General features: G+C 67.7%; 15 protein-coding genes. 4 read left to right on the top strand and 11 right to left on the bottom strand.

Features of this window, described 5'->3' with window-relative positions:
* The first annotated feature begins 31 nt into the window (after positions 1-31).
* Positions 32-724: a DsbA family protein gene (locus A5779_RS26985; RefSeq protein ID WP_064886784.1), complete on the top strand. Its 693-nt coding sequence runs from the start codon at positions 32-34 to the stop codon at positions 722-724.
* Here A5779_RS26985 and A5779_RS26980 read toward each other — a convergent pair.
* From A5779_RS26980 to A5779_RS26930, 11 genes are all read right to left on the bottom strand, one after another.
* Positions 708-1202, bottom strand: coding sequence for a DUF3592 domain-containing protein (locus tag A5779_RS26980; protein ID WP_064886832.1), 495 nt, complete (start codon positions 1200-1202; stop codon positions 708-710). The genes A5779_RS26985 and A5779_RS26980 overlap by 17 nt on opposite strands.
* 32 nt (positions 1203-1234) lie before the next feature.
* Entirely contained in the window at positions 1235-2893 is a 1659-nt protein-coding gene (gene menD, locus A5779_RS26975; protein WP_064886833.1) for a 2-succinyl-5-enolpyruvyl-6-hydroxy-3-cyclohexene-1-carboxylic-acid synthase, read from the bottom strand.
* A gap of 16 nt (positions 2894-2909) precedes the next feature.
* Positions 2910-3710 (bottom strand): alpha/beta fold hydrolase, encoded by an 801-nt coding sequence (locus A5779_RS26970; RefSeq protein WP_055110380.1) that lies wholly within the window; start codon positions 3708-3710, stop codon positions 2910-2912.
* 37 nt (positions 3711-3747) lie between these two features.
* Positions 3748-4473 carry a DJ-1/PfpI family protein gene (locus A5779_RS26965; protein ID WP_064886831.1) on the bottom strand — a complete coding sequence of 242 codons (726 nt, stop codon included), beginning with the start codon at positions 4471-4473 and terminating at the stop codon, positions 3748-3750.
* Positions 4474-4484: 11 nt separating this feature from the next.
* Positions 4485-5453, bottom strand: a complete 969-nt coding sequence (locus tag A5779_RS26960; protein WP_236734898.1) for a GlxA family transcriptional regulator — start codon at positions 5451-5453, stop codon at positions 4485-4487.
* A gap of 79 nt (positions 5454-5532) precedes the next feature.
* Entirely contained in the window at positions 5533-6678 is a 1146-nt protein-coding gene (locus tag A5779_RS26955) for an LLM class flavin-dependent oxidoreductase (RefSeq protein ID WP_064886783.1), read from the bottom strand.
* Between the two features lie 5 nt (positions 6679-6683).
* A complete protein-coding gene (locus tag A5779_RS26950; RefSeq protein WP_064886782.1) occupies positions 6684-7829 on the bottom strand; it encodes an LLM class flavin-dependent oxidoreductase in 1146 nt (381 codons plus the stop codon).
* Between the two features lie 45 nt (positions 7830-7874).
* Positions 7875-8843, bottom strand: coding sequence for an o-succinylbenzoate synthase (locus tag A5779_RS26945; RefSeq protein ID WP_064886781.1), 969 nt, complete (start codon positions 8841-8843; stop codon positions 7875-7877).
* 26 nt (positions 8844-8869) lie between these two features.
* On the bottom strand, positions 8870-9832 hold the full coding sequence (locus tag A5779_RS26940) for an esterase family protein (protein WP_064886829.1): 963 nt from the start codon (positions 9830-9832) through the stop codon (positions 8870-8872).
* A 76-nt stretch (positions 9833-9908) separates the two neighbouring features.
* A complete protein-coding gene (locus A5779_RS26935; protein WP_064886780.1) occupies positions 9909-11474 on the bottom strand; it encodes a long-chain-fatty-acid--CoA ligase in 1566 nt (521 codons plus the stop codon).
* Between the two features lie 29 nt (positions 11475-11503).
* Positions 11504-13123 carry an amidohydrolase gene (locus A5779_RS26930; RefSeq protein ID WP_064886779.1) on the bottom strand — a complete coding sequence of 540 codons (1620 nt, stop codon included), beginning with the start codon at positions 13121-13123 and terminating at the stop codon, positions 11504-11506.
* Positions 13124-13339: 216 nt separating this feature from the next.
* Between A5779_RS26930 and A5779_RS26925 the strand changes: the two genes are divergently transcribed.
* The 3 genes from A5779_RS26925 (at position 13340) to A5779_RS26915 (ending at position 17132) form a co-directional block, all read left to right on the top strand.
* Positions 13340-13798: a YciI family protein gene (locus A5779_RS26925; protein ID WP_055110391.1), complete on the top strand. Its 459-nt coding sequence runs from the start codon at positions 13340-13342 to the stop codon at positions 13796-13798.
* 207 nt (positions 13799-14005) lie between these two features.
* Positions 14006-15616, top strand: coding sequence for a fatty-acid--CoA ligase FadD8 (gene fadD8 / locus A5779_RS26920; protein WP_064886778.1), 1611 nt, complete (start codon positions 14006-14008; stop codon positions 15614-15616).
* A 289-nt stretch (positions 15617-15905) separates the two neighbouring features.
* A complete protein-coding gene (locus tag A5779_RS26915) occupies positions 15906-17132 on the top strand; it encodes an RNA polymerase sigma factor (RefSeq protein ID WP_236734903.1) in 1227 nt (408 codons plus the stop codon).
* The last annotated feature ends 4 nt before the right edge of the window (positions 17133-17136 follow it).

Raw genomic sequence — 17136 nt, 5'->3', positions numbered from 1 at the left:
AAAACCTGATGCCCGGGTCTAGGGTTGGCGAATGCGATTACCGCGCGTTGCTGCAGCGATGCTGGCCGTGGTGGCCCTGTCGGTCGCAGGTGCCACCTCCGGGTGCACCCGATTGGTCGACGGCACCGCGCAGGCCAACAGCAACAAGCCCGGCAGCGTGATCACCGAGGACGGCTGGGGTATCCAGATCGGCTTCCCGGATGCGCCTGCCCAGATCGAGTTTTTCACCGAACCGCAGTGCCCGGCCTGCGCCCACCTGCAACATGAGTCCGGCGATGCCATCGCCGCGGCCATCGGCCAGGGCCAGCTGGCCGTGACCTACCGGCCGCTGACCTTCCTGGACCGGATGGGCACCGAGTACTCGGCCCACGTGGCCAACGCGCTGTTCCTGGCCGCCGGCCCGGGCACCACGGGCATGGCGTTCCAGGCATTCGTTCAGGACCTCTGGGGCCACCAGGAGCCCGAGGGCTCGCCCGGCCCGACCGACGACGAGATCGCCGCGATGGCATCCGGGAGCGGGGTCGGCAGCGAGCAGACCGACAAGATCGCGGCCGGCGCGCAGGCCATCGACTCCGAACAACTCAACGAGGCCAACGCCGAACTGCTCAGCGAAACCCAATACGAGGTGTCCACCCCGGCGATCTACGACCTCGTCGGCGAAGAGGTCGTCGATATCAGCGACCCGGACTGGCTGGCCAAACTGCTTGCTACGCCGAGGAGTTGACGGTTCCGGTTGAGCTGGGCCGGCGCTGCAGAAAAGCCAGCAGCGCCAACGCCGCAGCCGCCACCAGCCAGCCCACCACCGCGATCGATCCGGCCGGGATGATCGCCAGTGACGCGTCGCGGTCCCGCACCCGCACCAGATCGGGATTGTTCTTGTCGTACTCGACGTAGATCCGCATCCCGGTGTCGAGCTCCGAGGGGTACAGCACCCCCAGCTCGGGGCGGTAGGTCACTCGGTCCGGCGTGACGAACTCGATGGTCGAGCGCCGCGGTCCGGCGCTGAGCACCTCGGCCGCGGCCACCCCCATGTTCCGCTCGATCTGCTGGTCGTTACGCCAGGCGCCCATCACCAACAGCACAGACTGCAACGTGACCAGGCAGGCGGCGATCACCACGCCGATCCGCACCCGCCGGATGATCCGCTGCGAGCGGGTCTCCCCCGGCTCGCCGTACAGGTGCGGGATCAATGGCTGCACCATTGCCCGCAACCGCGCCGCGATCTGTGCGGGCCTCACAAGGCTGCCTTGATCGACGCGTGCAGGGCACGCAGCGACGACCGGTCGGCCTTCACCTCCAGCACCCGCATGCCGTCGAAGGGTTCGGCCAGGGCCGCGCCGAGCGCGCCGGCCTCCACCTGCCCGCACTCGACGTGATAGGCCCGGCACAACGCCGCGATGTCCACATCGTGCGGCGTGCCAAAGATCCGGGAAGACACGTCGGAGAACCGCGGATCACCCTGTTCCAGCAGCTCGAAGATGCCGCCGCCGTTGTCGTTGGACACCACGATCGTCAGGTTCCGCGGCGTCGGCTCGGTGGGCCCGATCAACAACCCCGAGCTGTCGTGGACGAAGGTCAGATCCCCGATCAGCGCGACGGTCCGGCCGTCGTGCGCCAGCGCCGCGCCGATCGCCGTCGACACCGTGCCGTCGATACCGGCCACACCGCGGTTGGACCGCACCTTGACGCCCTCGGTGGTCAGCCCGACCAGGGCGGCATCGCGCACCGGGTTGGACGCCCCGAGCACCAGCTGATCCCCCGGGCGCAACGCATCGGCGACCACCGCGGCCACGTGCAGGCCGGTGGTCAGCGGGTGGGCCTCGAGTTGTTGACGCACCGCAGCCACCGCGTGCCGGTTCACCTCGGCGCAGCGGTTCAGCCAGGCCGGGTCCGGGGTTCCGGTCGCCACCGCCCGGGTACCGGTCGCCATCGAGTTGCCGGAGACATCGGGCCAGCGTGGACCCGTCGTCAGCGCGTAGACCGGCACCGCCGGATCGGCCAGCAGCGCCGACACCGGCCGGTGCAACGTGGGCCGGCCCAGCATGATGACCTGCTTGGGATGCACCAGGCGAAGTGCCAGCGGGTGCAGCGGGTTGGCGGGCAGCGGCGCGGTGGGCTCGGCCACCGTCGGCAGACCGGCCAGGTTGGGGTGCACACCGGCGCCGTGCCCGGCGATCACCACCGTGTCCGGGGTGAGGTCGATCTCCAGCGGCTGATCGAAGCTCACCGCCGGGGTGTACGTCCACGGCTTGCCGTCCGGACGGCCTTCCGACGAGCGCTCGCGCGAGGAGCCGACAAACCCCGGTAATGACTCGTCCGCGTGCACGCTGTCGGGAACCAGCGGTTCGCGCAGCGGGATGTCGAACTGCACCGGGCCCGCGTTGGCGGTGCGTGATCCGGTGGCCGCCGCGAGCACCCGGCAGGTCGCCGAACGCCATTGGGCGTTGAGTGAGTCCAGCTGTTCTGGGCGGTCTTCAGCCAGGCCGAGGCTGATGTTGGCCCGCACCTGGGTACCGAAGTAGCCCAACTGCTCGAAGGTCTGATTGGCGCCGGTGCCCAACATTTCATAGGGCCGGTTGGCGCTCAGCACGATCAGCGGAACCCGGGCGTAGTTGGCCTCCACGACCGCGGGGCCGAGATTGGCCACCGCGGTACCCGAGGTCATCGCGATGCAGACCGGCGCCCGTTCTGCCACCGCAAGACCGATCGCCAGGTACCCGGCCGTGCGCTCGTCGATGCGGACGTGCAGACGAATCCGGCCGGCCCGGTCGGCGTCGGACAGCGCGAACGCCAGCGGGGCGTTACGCGAGCCCGGGCACAGCACGACATCGCGGACGCCGCCGCGGATGAGTTCGTCGACGACTACGCGCGCCTGTGCCGTCGAGGGGTTCACCACTTCACCTTATTCGTCAGTACTGGCCGGTCTGGCCGGTCTGCCCGGCCAGGAACTCGAGCAGCACGGCGTTCACGGCGTCGGGCTTCTCGATGAAGCCGAGGTGACCGGTGTCGGGGATCTCCAGGTAACGGGCGGTGGGAATCGCATCGGCCACCTCACGGCCCAGATGCGGCGGCAGCACCACATCGTCGGCGAACCCGATGACCAGCACCGGAGTGGTGATCGCCTGGTACGCCGGCAGCCGGTTGCCCACCGGACCAGCGTCGGACTGGGCGGCGAGACCGGGAGTCTGCTTGGTCGGCCACATGGTGAACATCTCACTCCAGTCGCGCACCAACGCGTCGTCGTTGAGCGTCTTGGGCGAAAAACTCTCCATCATCCGGAGCTTGGCGTCGAACGTCGGCGGCAGCTGCACGCCTGAGGCCGCCAGGTCACGCTCGGCGGTGCGGAAGAACTCGCGGGCCCGGTCGTGACGGCCACGGGTGGCCATCAACACGGCCGACCGCACCAGATCGGGACGCGCCAACATCAGCTCCTGTGCGATGAACGACCCCATCGACACACCCACGATGTGCGCCGGGGCCGCCCCGAGCTTCTCGATCAGCTCGGCGGTGTCGGCCACCATCTGCTCGGTGCCGAATCCCTGGGCGTTCTCCGTCGCGCCGACCCCGCGGTTGTCGAAGGTGATGACGCGGTAGCCGGCCCGCTGCAGCGCCGGGACCTGGTGCAGGTGCCAGGTGCGGCCCGCACCACCGCGGCCGGCGATGAACAGCACCGGGTCGCCCTTGCCTCGCTCGTCATATGCCAGATTCACCCGGCCGACGCTACTCGATCACCACCAGTGCACCAGATCACGCAGTGCGACGGCCCCGGACCTTCCTGATCGCCTGATCCCACGCCAGCAACACCCCCGCCTTGAGCGGTTCGGGCTTGATCATGTCCTTGCTCAGCAGCGCGGTGGCACCGGCTTTGGTGGCCGCGCTCGCCTTCGACATGTGCCCGGAATCGAACGGCGGCTGCGGGTCGTACTCGATCATCAGCTGAATGGCCTTCGCCTTCGCCTCGCCGCCGATCTGGCCCGCCAGCCAGACGGCCAGGTCGATCCCGGCCGAGACGCCCGCCGCGGTGATCACCTTCCCGTCCGGGTCGGCCCGCACGATGCGCTGATCCCCGACCGGTGTCACACCCATCATCTTCAATGCGCTCAGCACCGACCAGTGCGACGTCGCACGTTTCCCGTCGAGCAGGCCCGCCGCGGCCAGCACCACCGAACCCGAGCACACCGACGCCATCCAGGTCGTTCCCGGATAGACCTGACGCAGCCAGCCGAGCACCTTGTCGTCGCGGGCGGCCATGGTGGTGCCGGGGCCGCCGGGCACCAGCACCACATCGGGTGACGGGGTTTCGTCGAAACTGTGGGTGGCCCCCACCGTCAGCACGCCGGAGTCGGCGGTGACGGGACCCGGCTCGTGCCAGACGAACCGCACGTCCGCGTCGGGCAAGTTGCGCAGCACTTCGTAGGGCCCGATGAAGTCGAGCGCGGTGAAGCTGGGGTACAGCACGATGGCGATCTGCATGGTGTTTCCTTTCACGCGAAGGTCTTGCGGTATTGGTCGGGCGAAATGCCCAGGCGCCGAACGAAGTTGCGCCGCATGGTTTCGGCGGTGCCGAATCCGCAGCGGGCGGCGATGACGGTGACGGTGTCGTCGGACTCCTCCAGCTGGCGCCGCGCGGCATCGGTGCGGATACGTTCCACGTAGGCGCCGGGCGCCTCACCGACCTCGTCGGTGAACACCCGGGTGAAATGCCTTGGGCTCATCGCCGCCCGTCGGGCCAGCTCGGAAATACTGTGCACCCCACCGGGTTCGACCTCGATGGATTCCTGAACCACGCGGATCGGGGCACGCTTGGCCCGCGGCATCCACACTGGCGCGGCGAACTGGGTCTGACCGCCGGGGCGGCGCAGGTGAAGCACCAGATAGCGCGCGACCGTCTGGGCGATGTCGGTGCCGTAGTCGTCTTCGACGAGCGACAACGCCAGGTCGATGCCTGCGGTCACTCCCGCCGCTGTCCACACCTGCTCGGAACTTCTGACGAAGATCGGCTCGGGATCGACTGTCACCGAAGGGAATTCATCTGCCATCCGGCGCGCGGAGGACCAATGCGTGGTGGCGGGGCAACCGTCGAGCAGTCCGGCCTGGGCGGCCAGGAACGCACCGGTGCACACGCTGACGACGCGGCGGGCGTTGCGCGCGGCCGTGCTGATCCAGTCGATGACCGCCGAGTTGGCCCGGGCGGCATCGGCGCCGATCCCACCCGGGATGACGATGGTGTCGATCGGACCGTGCGGGTCAGGCAGCGGCGCGGCGACGAACTCCAGCCCGGTGAGGGTGCTGACGGGCTGCCCGTCCGCCGAGGTCACCGTGACGGCATAGCCGTCGCCAGGTCGGCCCAGGCCGGCCAGTGCCAGCGTGGCGGTGGAGAACACGTCGAAGGGCCCGACGAGGTCCAGCGCCTGCACCCCGGCGTAGCCCAGGATCACCACGGATCGCGTCACGCCTTCAGTGTTCGCGACGTCGGCGATGGCGTCTACGTCACGCACCCCACATATCAGGACATGGGCCGGCATCCGGCCTCTAGAGTTTCTTGATCCCGCGCACCACCCGGTAGAACGACGGCACCGTCGCCACACCGTGCCGCAGACTGCGCTGCATCAGGCCGCCGTTGGTCAGCACGAGGTGGCGCACGCCGCAATCCCGCCACTCGGCCACCCGGTCCAGCACCTCGTCGGGCGTCCCGATCAGCCCCATGTCCCGCATCAGGTGCGGCGTGATGCCCTTGATGTGGGAGAGCGCGGTCTGCTCGTCCCAGTCCTGGGGCAGGATGTCCTGGCCGCCGGAGAAACCCACTCCCAGTGGATGCTCTGCGCCGCGCCGCGCGAAGTACTCATCGGACGCACTGAGGCAACCTGCCCGCATCACCTCGGATTCCAGGGCATCGTCGACCTCGGCGCGGCTGCGCGCCGTCACGACCATCACCAACAGCGCCGGGGTGATGGCCATAGGGTCTCGGCCCGCGTCGGATGCGGCCCCGCGCACCACCTCCAACCGCTGGGCATAATCCTGGGGCGAGTGTGGGAACGCCGGGAAGAACCCGTCACCGTAGCGTCCGGCGATACGCAACATCCTGGGGCCGTGCGCGGCAACCCAGATCGGCGGCCACTTGCCCCGGTAGGGCGGCAGGTCGAAGATCGCGTTGCGCAGCGGGAAGAACGGCGAATCGCGGTTGACCAGTTCACCATTCGAGTCCCACAAGGCACGGATCGTGGCCATCGCCTCCTCGAACCGGGCCACCGGTTTCGACCAATCCACACCATAGGGCTCATTGCCCTCGCGCTCGCCGGGGCCGATACCGAAGATGAAGCGCCCCTTGGTCAGCAGCTGCATGGTTGCCGCCGCCTGAGCGCTGACAGCCGGGTTCCGGCGCCCGGCATCGGTGACACAGATGCCGAGCGGCAACCGCGCGAAGCGGTTGCGCGCCGCGAGCTTCCCCAGCATCGTCCACGGTTCCATGCAGGCATCGACAGAGGGGACCAACTTGGCTGCAGCGCAGTACTTCTCCTGCCACAACGCCCGGGGGAATATCGCGTTGAGATGGTCGGGCACCCAGAAGGAATCGACCCGGGCACCGACGGCCGACAGATAATTGGCGCTGGTGAAGGTGTCTGCCGCCGGCTTGCTCGCGGTGATCAAGTCCAACAGGCCGACCTGCAGACCGCCCATGGGGATCAGAGCTTCTTCAGCTTGCGGATGACCTGGCTGTACAGCAGTTGCGACGTCAGGCCCCTGCGGAGCGTGCCCTGCAGCGGACCGACATTCGCCAGCACCAGGTACCGAACACCGTGGTGGCGCCACTCCGCCGCCTGCTCGACGATCTCATCCACTGTCCCGCACAGGTACATCTCCCGCAGCAGCGACGTCGGAACCGCCTTGACATAGGACAGCGCCGTCTCCTCATCCCAGTCCTGGGGCAGGATGTCCTGCGCGCCCGAGAAACCGACGCCCAGCGGGTGCTGGGCACCGTGTCGGGCGTAGAAATCATCGGGTGCGTTCAGCGCACCGGCCTTGAGGACCGCCGATTCCAGTGCCTCGTCGAGGTCGTCGGGCGTGCGCGCCGGCACGACCATCATCCACAGGGCAGGGGTGATGGCCATCGGATCGCGCCCGGCGTCGGAGGCAGTCGACCGCACGACCTCGAGACGCTGGGCATACTCCTGCGGCGCATGGGGGAACGCGGGAAAGAACCCGTCGGCGTAGCGGCCCGCGGCCCGCAGCATCCTCGGACCGTGCGCGGCAATCCAGATCTCGGGCCAGCGTCCGCGGTACGCGGGCAGGTCGAAGATCGCGTTGCGCAGCGGAAAGAACGGCGAATCACGGTTGACCAGTTCACCATTCGAATCCCACAGGGTCCGGATGGTGGCCATCGCCTCTTCGAACCGGGCCACCGGTTTCGCCCAATCCACACCATAGGGCTCATTGCCCTCGCGTTCTCCGGCGCCGATGCCGAGGATGAACCGGCCCTTCGTGAGCAGGTTCATCGTCGCAGCGGCCTGCGCGGTGACGGCCGGGTTGCGCCGGCCGGTGTCGGTCACCCCCACTCCCAACCTGAGCCGGGCAACCCGGTTGCGGGCGGCGAGATTACCCAGCATCGTCCACGGCTCCAGGTAGGCATCGGCCGAGGGCAGCATCTTGGCGCCACCGCAGAACTTCGGCTGCCACAACGATCGGGGGAACAGCGCGTTGAGGTGGTCGGGCACCCAGAACGAGTCGACGCCTCCGGCGACCGCACTCAGGTAGTTTGCCCGGGTGAACAGGTCCACGGTGGGCCGTGAGGCGATCGTCGGGTCCATGATGCCGACGCGAAATCGAGTCATCCAGCGAGTGTCGGACGACCGAGCCGGTTTGCTTAGAGTAGTGCCCTACTCCAATGTCAGTGGGTAGCACTCGCGTACCCGGTTGATCCACCATTGCCGACGCTCCGGCGTCGCTGCCAACGCGGACAGTCGGTCGGGATCCGGCACCACCGTCTCCACCGGCAGGTACCCGTCGACCGGCGCCGGAACCTCGGCTACGTCCGCCACGAAGAATCCGCCCGTGCCCAGACCGCACGCGTGCTCCAACTCGGGCAGGACGGCGGCGGCCAGCAATCCGCGCGCGATGCCGACCGCTGAATCCAGCGCACTGGACACCACAATCGGGATATCGATCTGCTTGGCGATGTCGAGCATGCGTGCCACCCCGCCCAGCGGCGCCACCTTGAGCACCGCGACATCGGCGGCACGGGCCCGCACCACCCGCAACGGATCAGAGGCCTTGCGGATCGACTCGTCGGCCGCGATCGGCACCGACACCTGCCGCCGCAGCGCGGCCAACTCGTCGACCGTCGAACACGGCTGCTCCAGATACTCCAGTGGCCCATCAGCGGTGAGCGCTGCGGCAGCCTCGACTGCCTGCGGCAGCGTCCAGCCTCCGTTGGCATCCACCCGTACCACCGGAACCTGCGCGCGCACGGCGTTGACCCGCGCGACGTCGTCAGCCAGGGTCTGCCCCGGCTCGGCGACCTTGACCTTGGCCGTGCGTGCACCCGGGAACCGCGCCAGCACCTCGGGCACCTGGGCGGCCGGGACCGCGGGCACGGTGGCGTTGATCGGGATGCGATCGCGGTGGACCACAGGCGCCGGCCGGTACGCCGCCTCGATGCCGGCGGCCAACCAGGCCGCCGCCTCCGGCGCCCCGTATTCGACGAACGCGCCGAACTCCCCCCAACCGGCCGGGCCGTCGATCAGCGCCACCTCACGAACAGTGATGCCGCGGAAGCGAACCCGCATCGGCAGTGCCACGACATGCAGACGGTCCAATAGGTCATCCAACGTCGGCGCCGCGTCCATCACGCCGTCAATGATGCCCAACGCGGTCAGGCGGCGCCCAGGGTCCGTTGGATGTCGGGTTTCATCTGGTTCAGCTGCGCACCCCAGTAGCTCCAGGTGTGGGTGCCGGTGGGCGGGAAGTTGAACACCGCGTTGTTTCCGCCCGCTGCGACGTACTGGTCGCGGAAGTTGAAATTGCTCTGCAGCGCAGTGCCCTCCAGGAAGGTGGACGGCAGGTCGCCGCCGCCCAGCTCGCCCGGGGTTCCCGAACCGCAGTACACCCAGATGCGGGTGTGGTTCGCCACCAGGCGCCCCACCTGCAGTGTCGGATCGTTGCGCGCCCACGCCGGATCACCCGGCGGACCCCACATGGCCGCCGAGGAGAAACCACCGGAGTCGTTCATCGCCAAGCCGATCAGACCGGGCCACGGGCCGGCCGAGGGATTCAGGAACGCCGACAACGACCCCGCGTAGCGGAACTGTCCCGGGTAATAGGCGGCCAGGATCAGCGCCGAGCTACCCGACATCGACAGTCCGACCACCGCGTTGCCCGATGAGGACACATTCCGGTTGGCGGCCAGCCACTGCGGCAACTCGCTGGTCAGAAACGTCTCCCACTTGTAGGTCTGCACACCGCCGTTGCCCGCCGCCGGCTGATACCAGTCGGTGTAGAAGCTCGACATGCCACCGACGGGCATGACCACCGACAACCCCGATTGGTAGAACCACTCGAACGCCGGGGTCTCGATGTCCCAGCCGTTGGCGTCGTCGCGGGCACGCAGGCCATCCAGCAGATAGACCGCGTGCGAACCGCCGCCTTGGAACTGCACCTTGATATCGCGCCCCATGGCGCCCGACGGAACCGAGAGTGTCTCGACCGGCAAACCGGCTCGTGACCAGGCATTCGCTGTCGGCGGTGAACCGAGAAGACCGGCCGTTACGGCCAACATCAGTGCGGACAAGACCACCAGCCCGCGGGAAAATCCCTGCCGAATATACGTATCCACCATGTCCGCACCCCAGTTCTCGCGCACACGTATGGATTCGAAGCTACTCCGGCTGGAACAGGAAATACAGAGCCAATTCTCACACGGTGGCGCGGTCGCGACCCTCCCAGTAGGGCTTTCGCAGATCCTTCTTGAGGATCTTGCCGGTGGGATTACGCGGCAACTCGTCGACGATGTCGACCGACTTGGGGCATTTGTAGGCGGCCAGATGTTCGCGGGCGAACGCGATCAGGTCTGGCTCGGAGACCTCGCCTTCCAGTGTCACAACGGCTTTCACCGACTCACCCCATTTTTCGTCGGGCACCCCGATCACCGCGACGTCGACGACAGCGGGGTGTTCGGCCAGCACGCGCTCGACCTCGATCGAGTAGATGTTCTCCCCGCCGGAGATGATCATGTCCTTGAGCCGGTCTTCGACGAAGATGTAGCCGCCGTCGTCGACGCGGCCGATGTCGCCGGTGCGGAACCAGCCCTCAGGCGTGATGGCCTCTGCCGTCGACTCCGGTCGGTTCAGATAACCCTTCATCAATTGCGGTGAGCGGAACCACAATTCGCCCTGCTCGCCAGCGGGCACCTCGGCACCGGTGTCGGGATCGACCACCCTGACCTCGGCGCCGGGAACCACGGTGCCCGCACTCATGAGCCGCTCTTCACTGGCCTCACGGTGATCATCGGGCCCCAGCCGGCTGATCGCCCCGGAGACCTCGGTCAGCCCGTACACCTGGATGAACTCTGTCTCCGGCCAGGCCTGCAGCGCAGAACGCAACAGCGGCAACGGCATCGGCGATGCGCCGTAGGCGAAGGTCTTCAACGCACCGAAGAGTTTCACCGCGTCCTCGCCGGTGTCGAACACCTTGGCCAGCACGGCAGGAACGAGGAACGTCCGGTTCGCCCCGGCGAGAATCCCGCCGGCCAAGGCCATCCCGTCGACATCACGCGTCATGTACGTCGGCGCCCCGTGATACAGCCCCCACTGCATGTAGGACGACCCTCCGACGTGGAACAGCGGCATGGCCACCAGACTCTTGTCGCCGGCGCTGAGCGTCCAGCCCTCGAATGCGTTGATCGTGTGGGCGATGACGTTGGAGTGGGTGAGCGCAATGCCTTTGGGCCTGCCGGTGGTGCCCGACGAGTACATGATGATGCACGTGTCGTCGGGCTGAACATCGGCCGAACGACCGGCCGGCGACGCACCGGCCAGCAGCGCCTCGTACTCGTCGCCGTCACCGCCCTCTGGCGTCACGGTCACGATGTGCTCGACGGACGTGAGCCGATCGGCGATGGCGTCGATACCCGGCCGGAGCTCCTCACCGACCACGAGAACCTTGGCCCCGCAGTCGTTGAGCACGTAATCCAACTCGTCGGCGGCGAGCCGGAAGTTGATGATCGCGTTGGCCGCGCCGAGCGACGCGGCCGCGAGCGTCATCTCGACACACGCCACGTGGTTCTTGTCGAGGAATGCCACCACGTCACCACGCCCGACGCCCCACGCACTCGACGCACCGGCCAACCGCTGGACCCTGTCGTACCACTGCGACCAGGTCCAACTGCGGCTCAGATAGGTGACCGCTTCCTCGTCAGGCTTTGTGGCCGCCCAGTGGGCGGCGCGTTCGTCGAGAAACTGCGGAGCCGGCAAATCTGACATGTCCAGAGCGTGCCATGGCACGCGAGCCGTCAACCGGCTTTCGGATAAACCTGCTGCCCAGCCAGGAATGTGGCCTGTATTTCCAGGTCGGCGATGCTCTCCGGGGCTGTCGTACGCGGGTCGGCCGAGACGATCACCAGGTCGGCGTACTTACCGACCTCGAGTGAGCCGATCACGTTGTCGGCGAACAACTGCCACGCGGCGTCGATGGTCTGCGCCCGGATCCCCTGTTCGACGGTGAGCCGCTCCTCGGGGGCGAGCACCCGGCCGCTCGGCGCGGTCCGGGTGACGGCCACGCTGATGTTGCGCAGAGGTTCCTCCGGGGTGACCGGCGGATCGTTGTGCAGCGAGATCCTCATGCCGGTCGCCACTGCCGAGCCCGCGGGCATCCAGCGCCCGCCATGCTCGGGCCCGAACAGCCCGTCGACGAGGATGTCGCCCCAGTAGTGCAGATGGTCGACGAACAGGCTGCAGGTGACCCCGAGGCCGTGCGCACGCTGCAACTGCTCGGGCGTGATCGCGCCGACGTGTTCCAGCCGCAGCCGATGATCTTTTCGTGGCCAGCGCCCCAGTGCTTCCTCGTAGACGTCCAAAATGGTGTCCACCCCGGCGTCACCGTGCACGTGACAGGCCAGCTGCCAACCCTGCGGGAAAAACGTGCCCACGATCTCGGTGAGCTGTTCCTTCGTGTAGTTGGCGTGGCCGCACGAGCCGGGCACCACACCGATGGTCCGGGTGGCATCGGTGTCCAGGTACGGGAACGTCAGATCGATGTTGCCCACCCATGGCGACCCGTCGACCCAGATCTTGATGCCGACCTGGCGCACGATGTCGTCGCCCTCGGCCGGGCTGGCGTCGGTGTGCAGCGCGGCGGTCGACATCTCATAGGTGCGCAACCGCACCGTCAGCTGGTCGTGCAACTGCGCCAGCAACGGCCGGAACATCGGGTCGAACGCCATCTCCGAGCAGGTGGTCAAGCCGGCCCGGTTCAGCCGCGCGCATTCCGCGGCCAGCATCTCCGGATAGTCGCGAGCCGAGATGGCATCGCCGAGCAGCGGGAACACCGCCCCGGTTTCCTCGGCGGTGCCGTCGAGCTCCCCGTCTGCCGTGCGTCCGTACTTGGCGCCCTTGGGGTCAGGAGTGTCTCGGGTCAGCCCGGCACGGCGGGCGGCCGCGCTGTTGAAGAAGGCCTTGTGGCCCGAGTTGTGCACGATCACCAGCGGCGTGTCGGGCGCGATGCCGTCCAGCCAGGCCAGGGTCGGGTCGGGCAATCCGTCCTGCAGCAACGGATCCCAGCCGTTCAGGAACGCGCCGTCGGCTCCGCGCTGGGCGACCTCGGCATCTATCGCGTCGAGCACCTCGCCGGCACTCGGCAAGGTGACCGGGCGGATGTCGACGATACGGCCGGAAAGTGCGACCGCCTCCATCAGCGGATGACCATGAGCCTCAACGAAACCCGGCATGACGCAGCCATTGACCTCACGGACATCGGTGCGCTCCCCGACCCAGCCGGCCACCTCGGCCCGGGAGCCGACGGCGACGATGCGCCCGCCGGAGACTGCGAGCGCCTCGGCAGTGGGTTGCGTGTCGTCGACCGTGAGAATGGTTCCGTAGAGGACGAGATCAGCGGACTCGCTCGGGCTGGTCATGCCCGGATGTTAGAGCGTCGCCCGTCTTCGAGGAGCCAATGCTGAAGATAGCGGTCATCAGGTGGCCGCAATCTTCAGCGCAAACAGCCGTGGCCTGCGGATTGAGAAATTTTCAGAAAGTTTTCGGCCTGTGTCGATTTTCGGGGGGTGCCGTTCGACGTAGTAACGAGGGCACGATAGGCCGAGCCCCTTCCCGACGCACGAAGGAGACACACAATGTCGCGCTACATGCTGATCATGCGGTCCACCCCCGAGGCCGAGGCCGCGATGGCCGAGGAGAACATCGACTTCGACGAGATCATCGCCCAGATGGGCCGCTACAACGAAGAGCTGATCAAGGCCGGTGTGATGCTGGCCGGCGAGGGCTTGACCGATCCCGACGAGGGCTTCGTCGTCGATTTCAACGCCGATCCCCCGGTGGTCACCGACGGGCCGTACACCGAGGCCAAGGAACTGTTCAACGGGTTCTGGATCCTGGAGGTGTCTTCCAAGGAGGAGGCCAAGCAGTGGGCCCGGAAGTGCCCGCTGGGATGCGGCGTGAAGCTGGAGGTCCGCCGGGTCAGCGAGACCGAAGAGTTTCCACAGGACAACGAGTGGGTCCAGAAGGAAATCCAGTGGAAGGCCGACCTCGCGGAAAAGGCGGCGAAGGCCGCCCGCGCCGCCGCCAACCGCTGATCCGAGCACAAGCCCCGGCGGTCCCTAACCCGCCGGGGCCCGGCTCCGCCCCCCACATCTCAGAGATTAAGCAGCGCGGACTTCGTGGACACGAGTACCGCACTACCTGTATTTCGGTCTGTATTTCGGTCCGCGATGACCTTGTGTTACATCCCACATCGGGGGATCGGCTCCGCAGTTTCTGGAACACGTTCTAGTCTGTAGTTCATGAGTGATGCGCTGCTGCACCATCCCATCCATTCCGGCCACCTCACCGTCAGTGCGCTCAAGCGCAACAAGGACAAGCCTGTGCTGTTCCTCGGCGACACCACCCTGACCGGTGGCGAGCTCGCGGAACGCATCAGCCAGTACATTCAGGCCTTCGAGGCGCTCGGCGCCGGCACCGGCGAGGGCGTCGGCCTGCTGTCCCTGAACCGGCCTGAAGTCCTGATGATCATCGGCGCCGGCCAGACCCAGGGGTACCGCCGGACGGCACTACACCCTCTCGGTTCGCTGGACGACCACGCCTACGTGCTGTCCGACGCCGAGGTGACGACGCTCATCATCGACCCCACCCCCGCGTTCGTGGAGCGGGCCCTGGGGTTGCTGGAGAAGGTGCCCTCGCTTCGCCAGGTGCTGACGATCGGCCCGGTGCCCGAAGCCCTGGCCGCGTCCAGCGCGTCGGTCTCCGATCTGACGGCCGAGGCCGCCAAGTACTCCCCGGTGCCGCTGACTGCCGCCGAACTCGCTCCCGACCACGTCGGCGGCCTCACCTACACCGGTGGCACCACCGGCAAGCCCAAGGGCGTGATGGGCACGGTGCGTTCGATCTCCACCATGACGACCATTCAGCTCGCCGAGTGGGAGTGGCCCGAGAACCCGCGCTTTTTGATGTGCACCCCGCTGTCACACGCCGGCGCGGCGTTCTTCACGCCGACCATCGTCAAGGGCGGCGAACTGGTGGTGCTGACCAAGTTCGACCCGGCCGAGGTGCTGCGCGTCATCGAAGAACAACGCATCACCGCGACCATGCTGGTGCCGTCGATGATCTACGCCCTGATGGACCACCCCGACTCGCACACCCGCGACCTGTCCTCGCTGGAGACCGTGTACTACGGCGCCTCGGCGATGAACCCGGTGCGGCTGGCCGAGGCGCTCAAGCGCTTCGGGCCGATCTTCGCGCAGTACTACGGCCAGTCCGAGGCCCCGATGGTGATCTCGTACCTGGGCAAGAAGGACCACGACGAGAAGCGGCTGACCTCCTGCGGGCGGCCCACCCTGTTCGCGCGGACCGCGCTGCTGGACACCGAGGGCAACCCGGTGCCCCGGGGCGAGGTCGGCGAGATCTGTGTGTCCGGACCGCTGCTGGCCGGCGGCTACTGGAAGCTCGAGGACGCCACCACGGAGACTTTCCGCGACGGCTGGCTGCACACCGGCGACATGGCCCGCGAAGACGAGGACGGCTACTGGTTCATCGTCGACCGGGTCAAGGACATGATCGTCACCGGTGGGTTCAACGTGTTCCCGCGTGAAGTGGAAGACGTTGTCGCCGAGCATCCTTCGGTGGCCCAGGTGTGCGTGATCGGCACCCCCGACGAGAAGTGGGGCGAAGCCGTCACCGCGGTGATCGTGCTACGTCCCGACGCCGACTCCAGCGACGAGGCGGTGGCCACGGTGACCGCCGAGATCCAGGCCGCGGTCAAGGACCGCAAGGGCTCGGTGCAATCGCCCAAGCAGGTGATCGTCGTCGACTCCGTGCCGGTGACCGCACTCGGCAAGCCGGACAAGAAGGCCGTGCGCGCCCAGTTCTGGGAAGGTGCTGCCCGCGCGATCGGCTGATTTTCTCGGGCCTGCTTGCCCGCTTGCCCGCTTTGTCACTTGCCCGCTTTGTCACTTGCCCGCTTTGTCACGCTGGAGTGGCGCTCGGCCACCAGTGCCACTCCAGCGTGACAGTGGGGTGACACGTCGCCATCGACCATCCAGCTTTGTCACGTTGGAGTGACTGTCGGCCACCAGTGCCACTCCAGCGTGACAATGGGCGCCCGGGGCAATGGACGCCCGACAATGGGCGACGCGTCTGCTCGGCAGAATGGGTGAGGTGCCCGACGTGCCCGCCACCGCTGCCGACATGCGCGCAACGCTCGACGCGGTCTGGCGGATGGAGGCGGCCAAGATCCTGGCCACGCTGACCCGCACCGTCGGCGATGTCGGTCTGGCCGAGGATCTCGCCTCTGACGCACTGCTCGACGCCCTCACGCAGTGGCCGCAGACCGGTGTGCCGCGAAACCCCGGGGCCTGGCTGACCACCGTGGCCAAACGCAAGGCCATCGACCACTGGCGGCGCGCGGAAAACCTCGACGCCAAGTACGCCGTGCTGGCCCACGACCTGGCCGAGCACGTCGACGAGGCCTGGGACCCCGACCGCATCGACGATGACGTCCTGCGCCTCATCTTCATCGCCGCGCACCCGGTGTTGTCCCGCGAAGCCCAGGTCGCGCTGACATTGCGCATGGTCGGCGGGCTTAGCACCGAGGAGATCGCCCGGGCCTTCCTCATCTCGACCGCCACCGCGGCCGCGCGCATCACCCGGGCCAAAAAGACTCTGGCACAAGCCAACCCGCCCTTCGAGGTACCGCCGCGCGACGAATACCCGCACCGACTGTCGGCGGTGCTCTCGGTCATCTATCTGATCTACAACGAGGGCTACTCGGCATCCGCCGGACAGCGCTGGATCCGCGACGAATTATGCACCGAGGCCCTGAGATTGGGGCGGGTGCTGGCCGCCCTGGTGCCCGACGAACCCGAGGTCCACGGCCTGCTCGCCCTGATGGAGTTCCAGTCCTCACGCTTTGCGGCGCGCACCGATGCCGACGGCCGGCCCATCCTCCTGGAGGACCAGAATCGGGCCAGCTGGGACCGGGCCCAGATTCAGCGCGGCATCAAGGCCCTTGAGCGCTCCGCTACAGCACGGCAGCAACGTGGTTGGGGCCCATATGCGTTGCAGGCCGCGCTCGCCGAATGCCACGCAGTCGCCCCGACGGCGGCCGACACCGACTGGGCGCGCATCGTCGCCCTGTACGACGCGCTGCTGCAGATCACCCCGTCCCCGGTGGTCCAACTCAACCGGGCGGTGGCCGTCGCCATGCACTCCGGCCCGCAGGAGGCATGGGAGATCGTCGACGGGATCGAGGGGTTGGACAGCTCGTACCTACTGCCCAGCGTGCGCGGCGAACTGCTGTCCCGGCTGGGCCGGCACACCGAGGCCGCCGAGCAGTTCGACCGGGCCGCCGCCCTGACCGACAACGAACGCGAGCGAGACGTACTGGCGAACAAGGCAATCCGCGAACGCGGCTGATCCC

Source organism: Mycolicibacterium peregrinum, from assembly GCF_001665625.1.
In the GTDB taxonomy this organism is placed as follows: domain Bacteria; phylum Actinomycetota; class Actinomycetes; order Mycobacteriales; family Mycobacteriaceae; genus Mycobacterium; species Mycobacterium peregrinum_B.
The sequence above is the reverse complement of the archived record's forward strand: the minus strand, read 5'-3'. Positions and strand labels throughout refer to the sequence as shown.

Coding starts and splice junctions, on each gene's coding strand:
- A5779_RS26985 (WP_064886784.1), top strand. CDS start 32: ATGCGATTACCGCGCGTTGCTGCAGCGATGCTGGCCGTGGTGGCCCTG.
- A5779_RS26980 (WP_064886832.1), bottom strand. CDS start 1,202: ATGGTGCAGCCATTGATCCCGCACCTGTACGGCGAGCCGGGGGAGACC.
- A5779_RS26965 (WP_064886831.1), bottom strand. CDS start 4,473: ATGCAGATCGCCATCGTGCTGTACCCCAGCTTCACCGCGCTCGACTTC.
- A5779_RS26955 (WP_064886783.1), bottom strand. CDS start 6,678: ATGGGCGGTCTGCAGGTCGGCCTGTTGGACTTGATCACCGCGAGCAAG.
- A5779_RS26950 (WP_064886782.1), bottom strand. CDS start 7,829: ATGACTCGATTTCGCGTCGGCATCATGGACCCGACGATCGCCTCACGG.
- A5779_RS26945 (WP_064886781.1), bottom strand. CDS start 8,843: ATGGACGCGGCGCCGACGTTGGATGACCTATTGGACCGTCTGCATGTC.
- A5779_RS26940 (WP_064886829.1), bottom strand. CDS start 9,832: ATGGTGGATACGTATATTCGGCAGGGATTTTCCCGCGGGCTGGTGGTC.
- A5779_RS26935 (WP_064886780.1), bottom strand. CDS start 11,474: ATGTCAGATTTGCCGGCTCCGCAGTTTCTCGACGAACGCGCCGCCCAC.
- A5779_RS26930 (WP_064886779.1), bottom strand. CDS start 13,123: ATGACCAGCCCGAGCGAGTCCGCTGATCTCGTCCTCTACGGAACCATT.
- A5779_RS26925 (WP_055110391.1), top strand. CDS start 13,340: ATGTCGCGCTACATGCTGATCATGCGGTCCACCCCCGAGGCCGAGGCC.
- fadD8 (WP_064886778.1), top strand. CDS start 14,006: ATGAGTGATGCGCTGCTGCACCATCCCATCCATTCCGGCCACCTCACC.
- A5779_RS26915 (WP_236734903.1), top strand. CDS start 15,906: ATGCGCGCAACGCTCGACGCGGTCTGGCGGATGGAGGCGGCCAAGATC.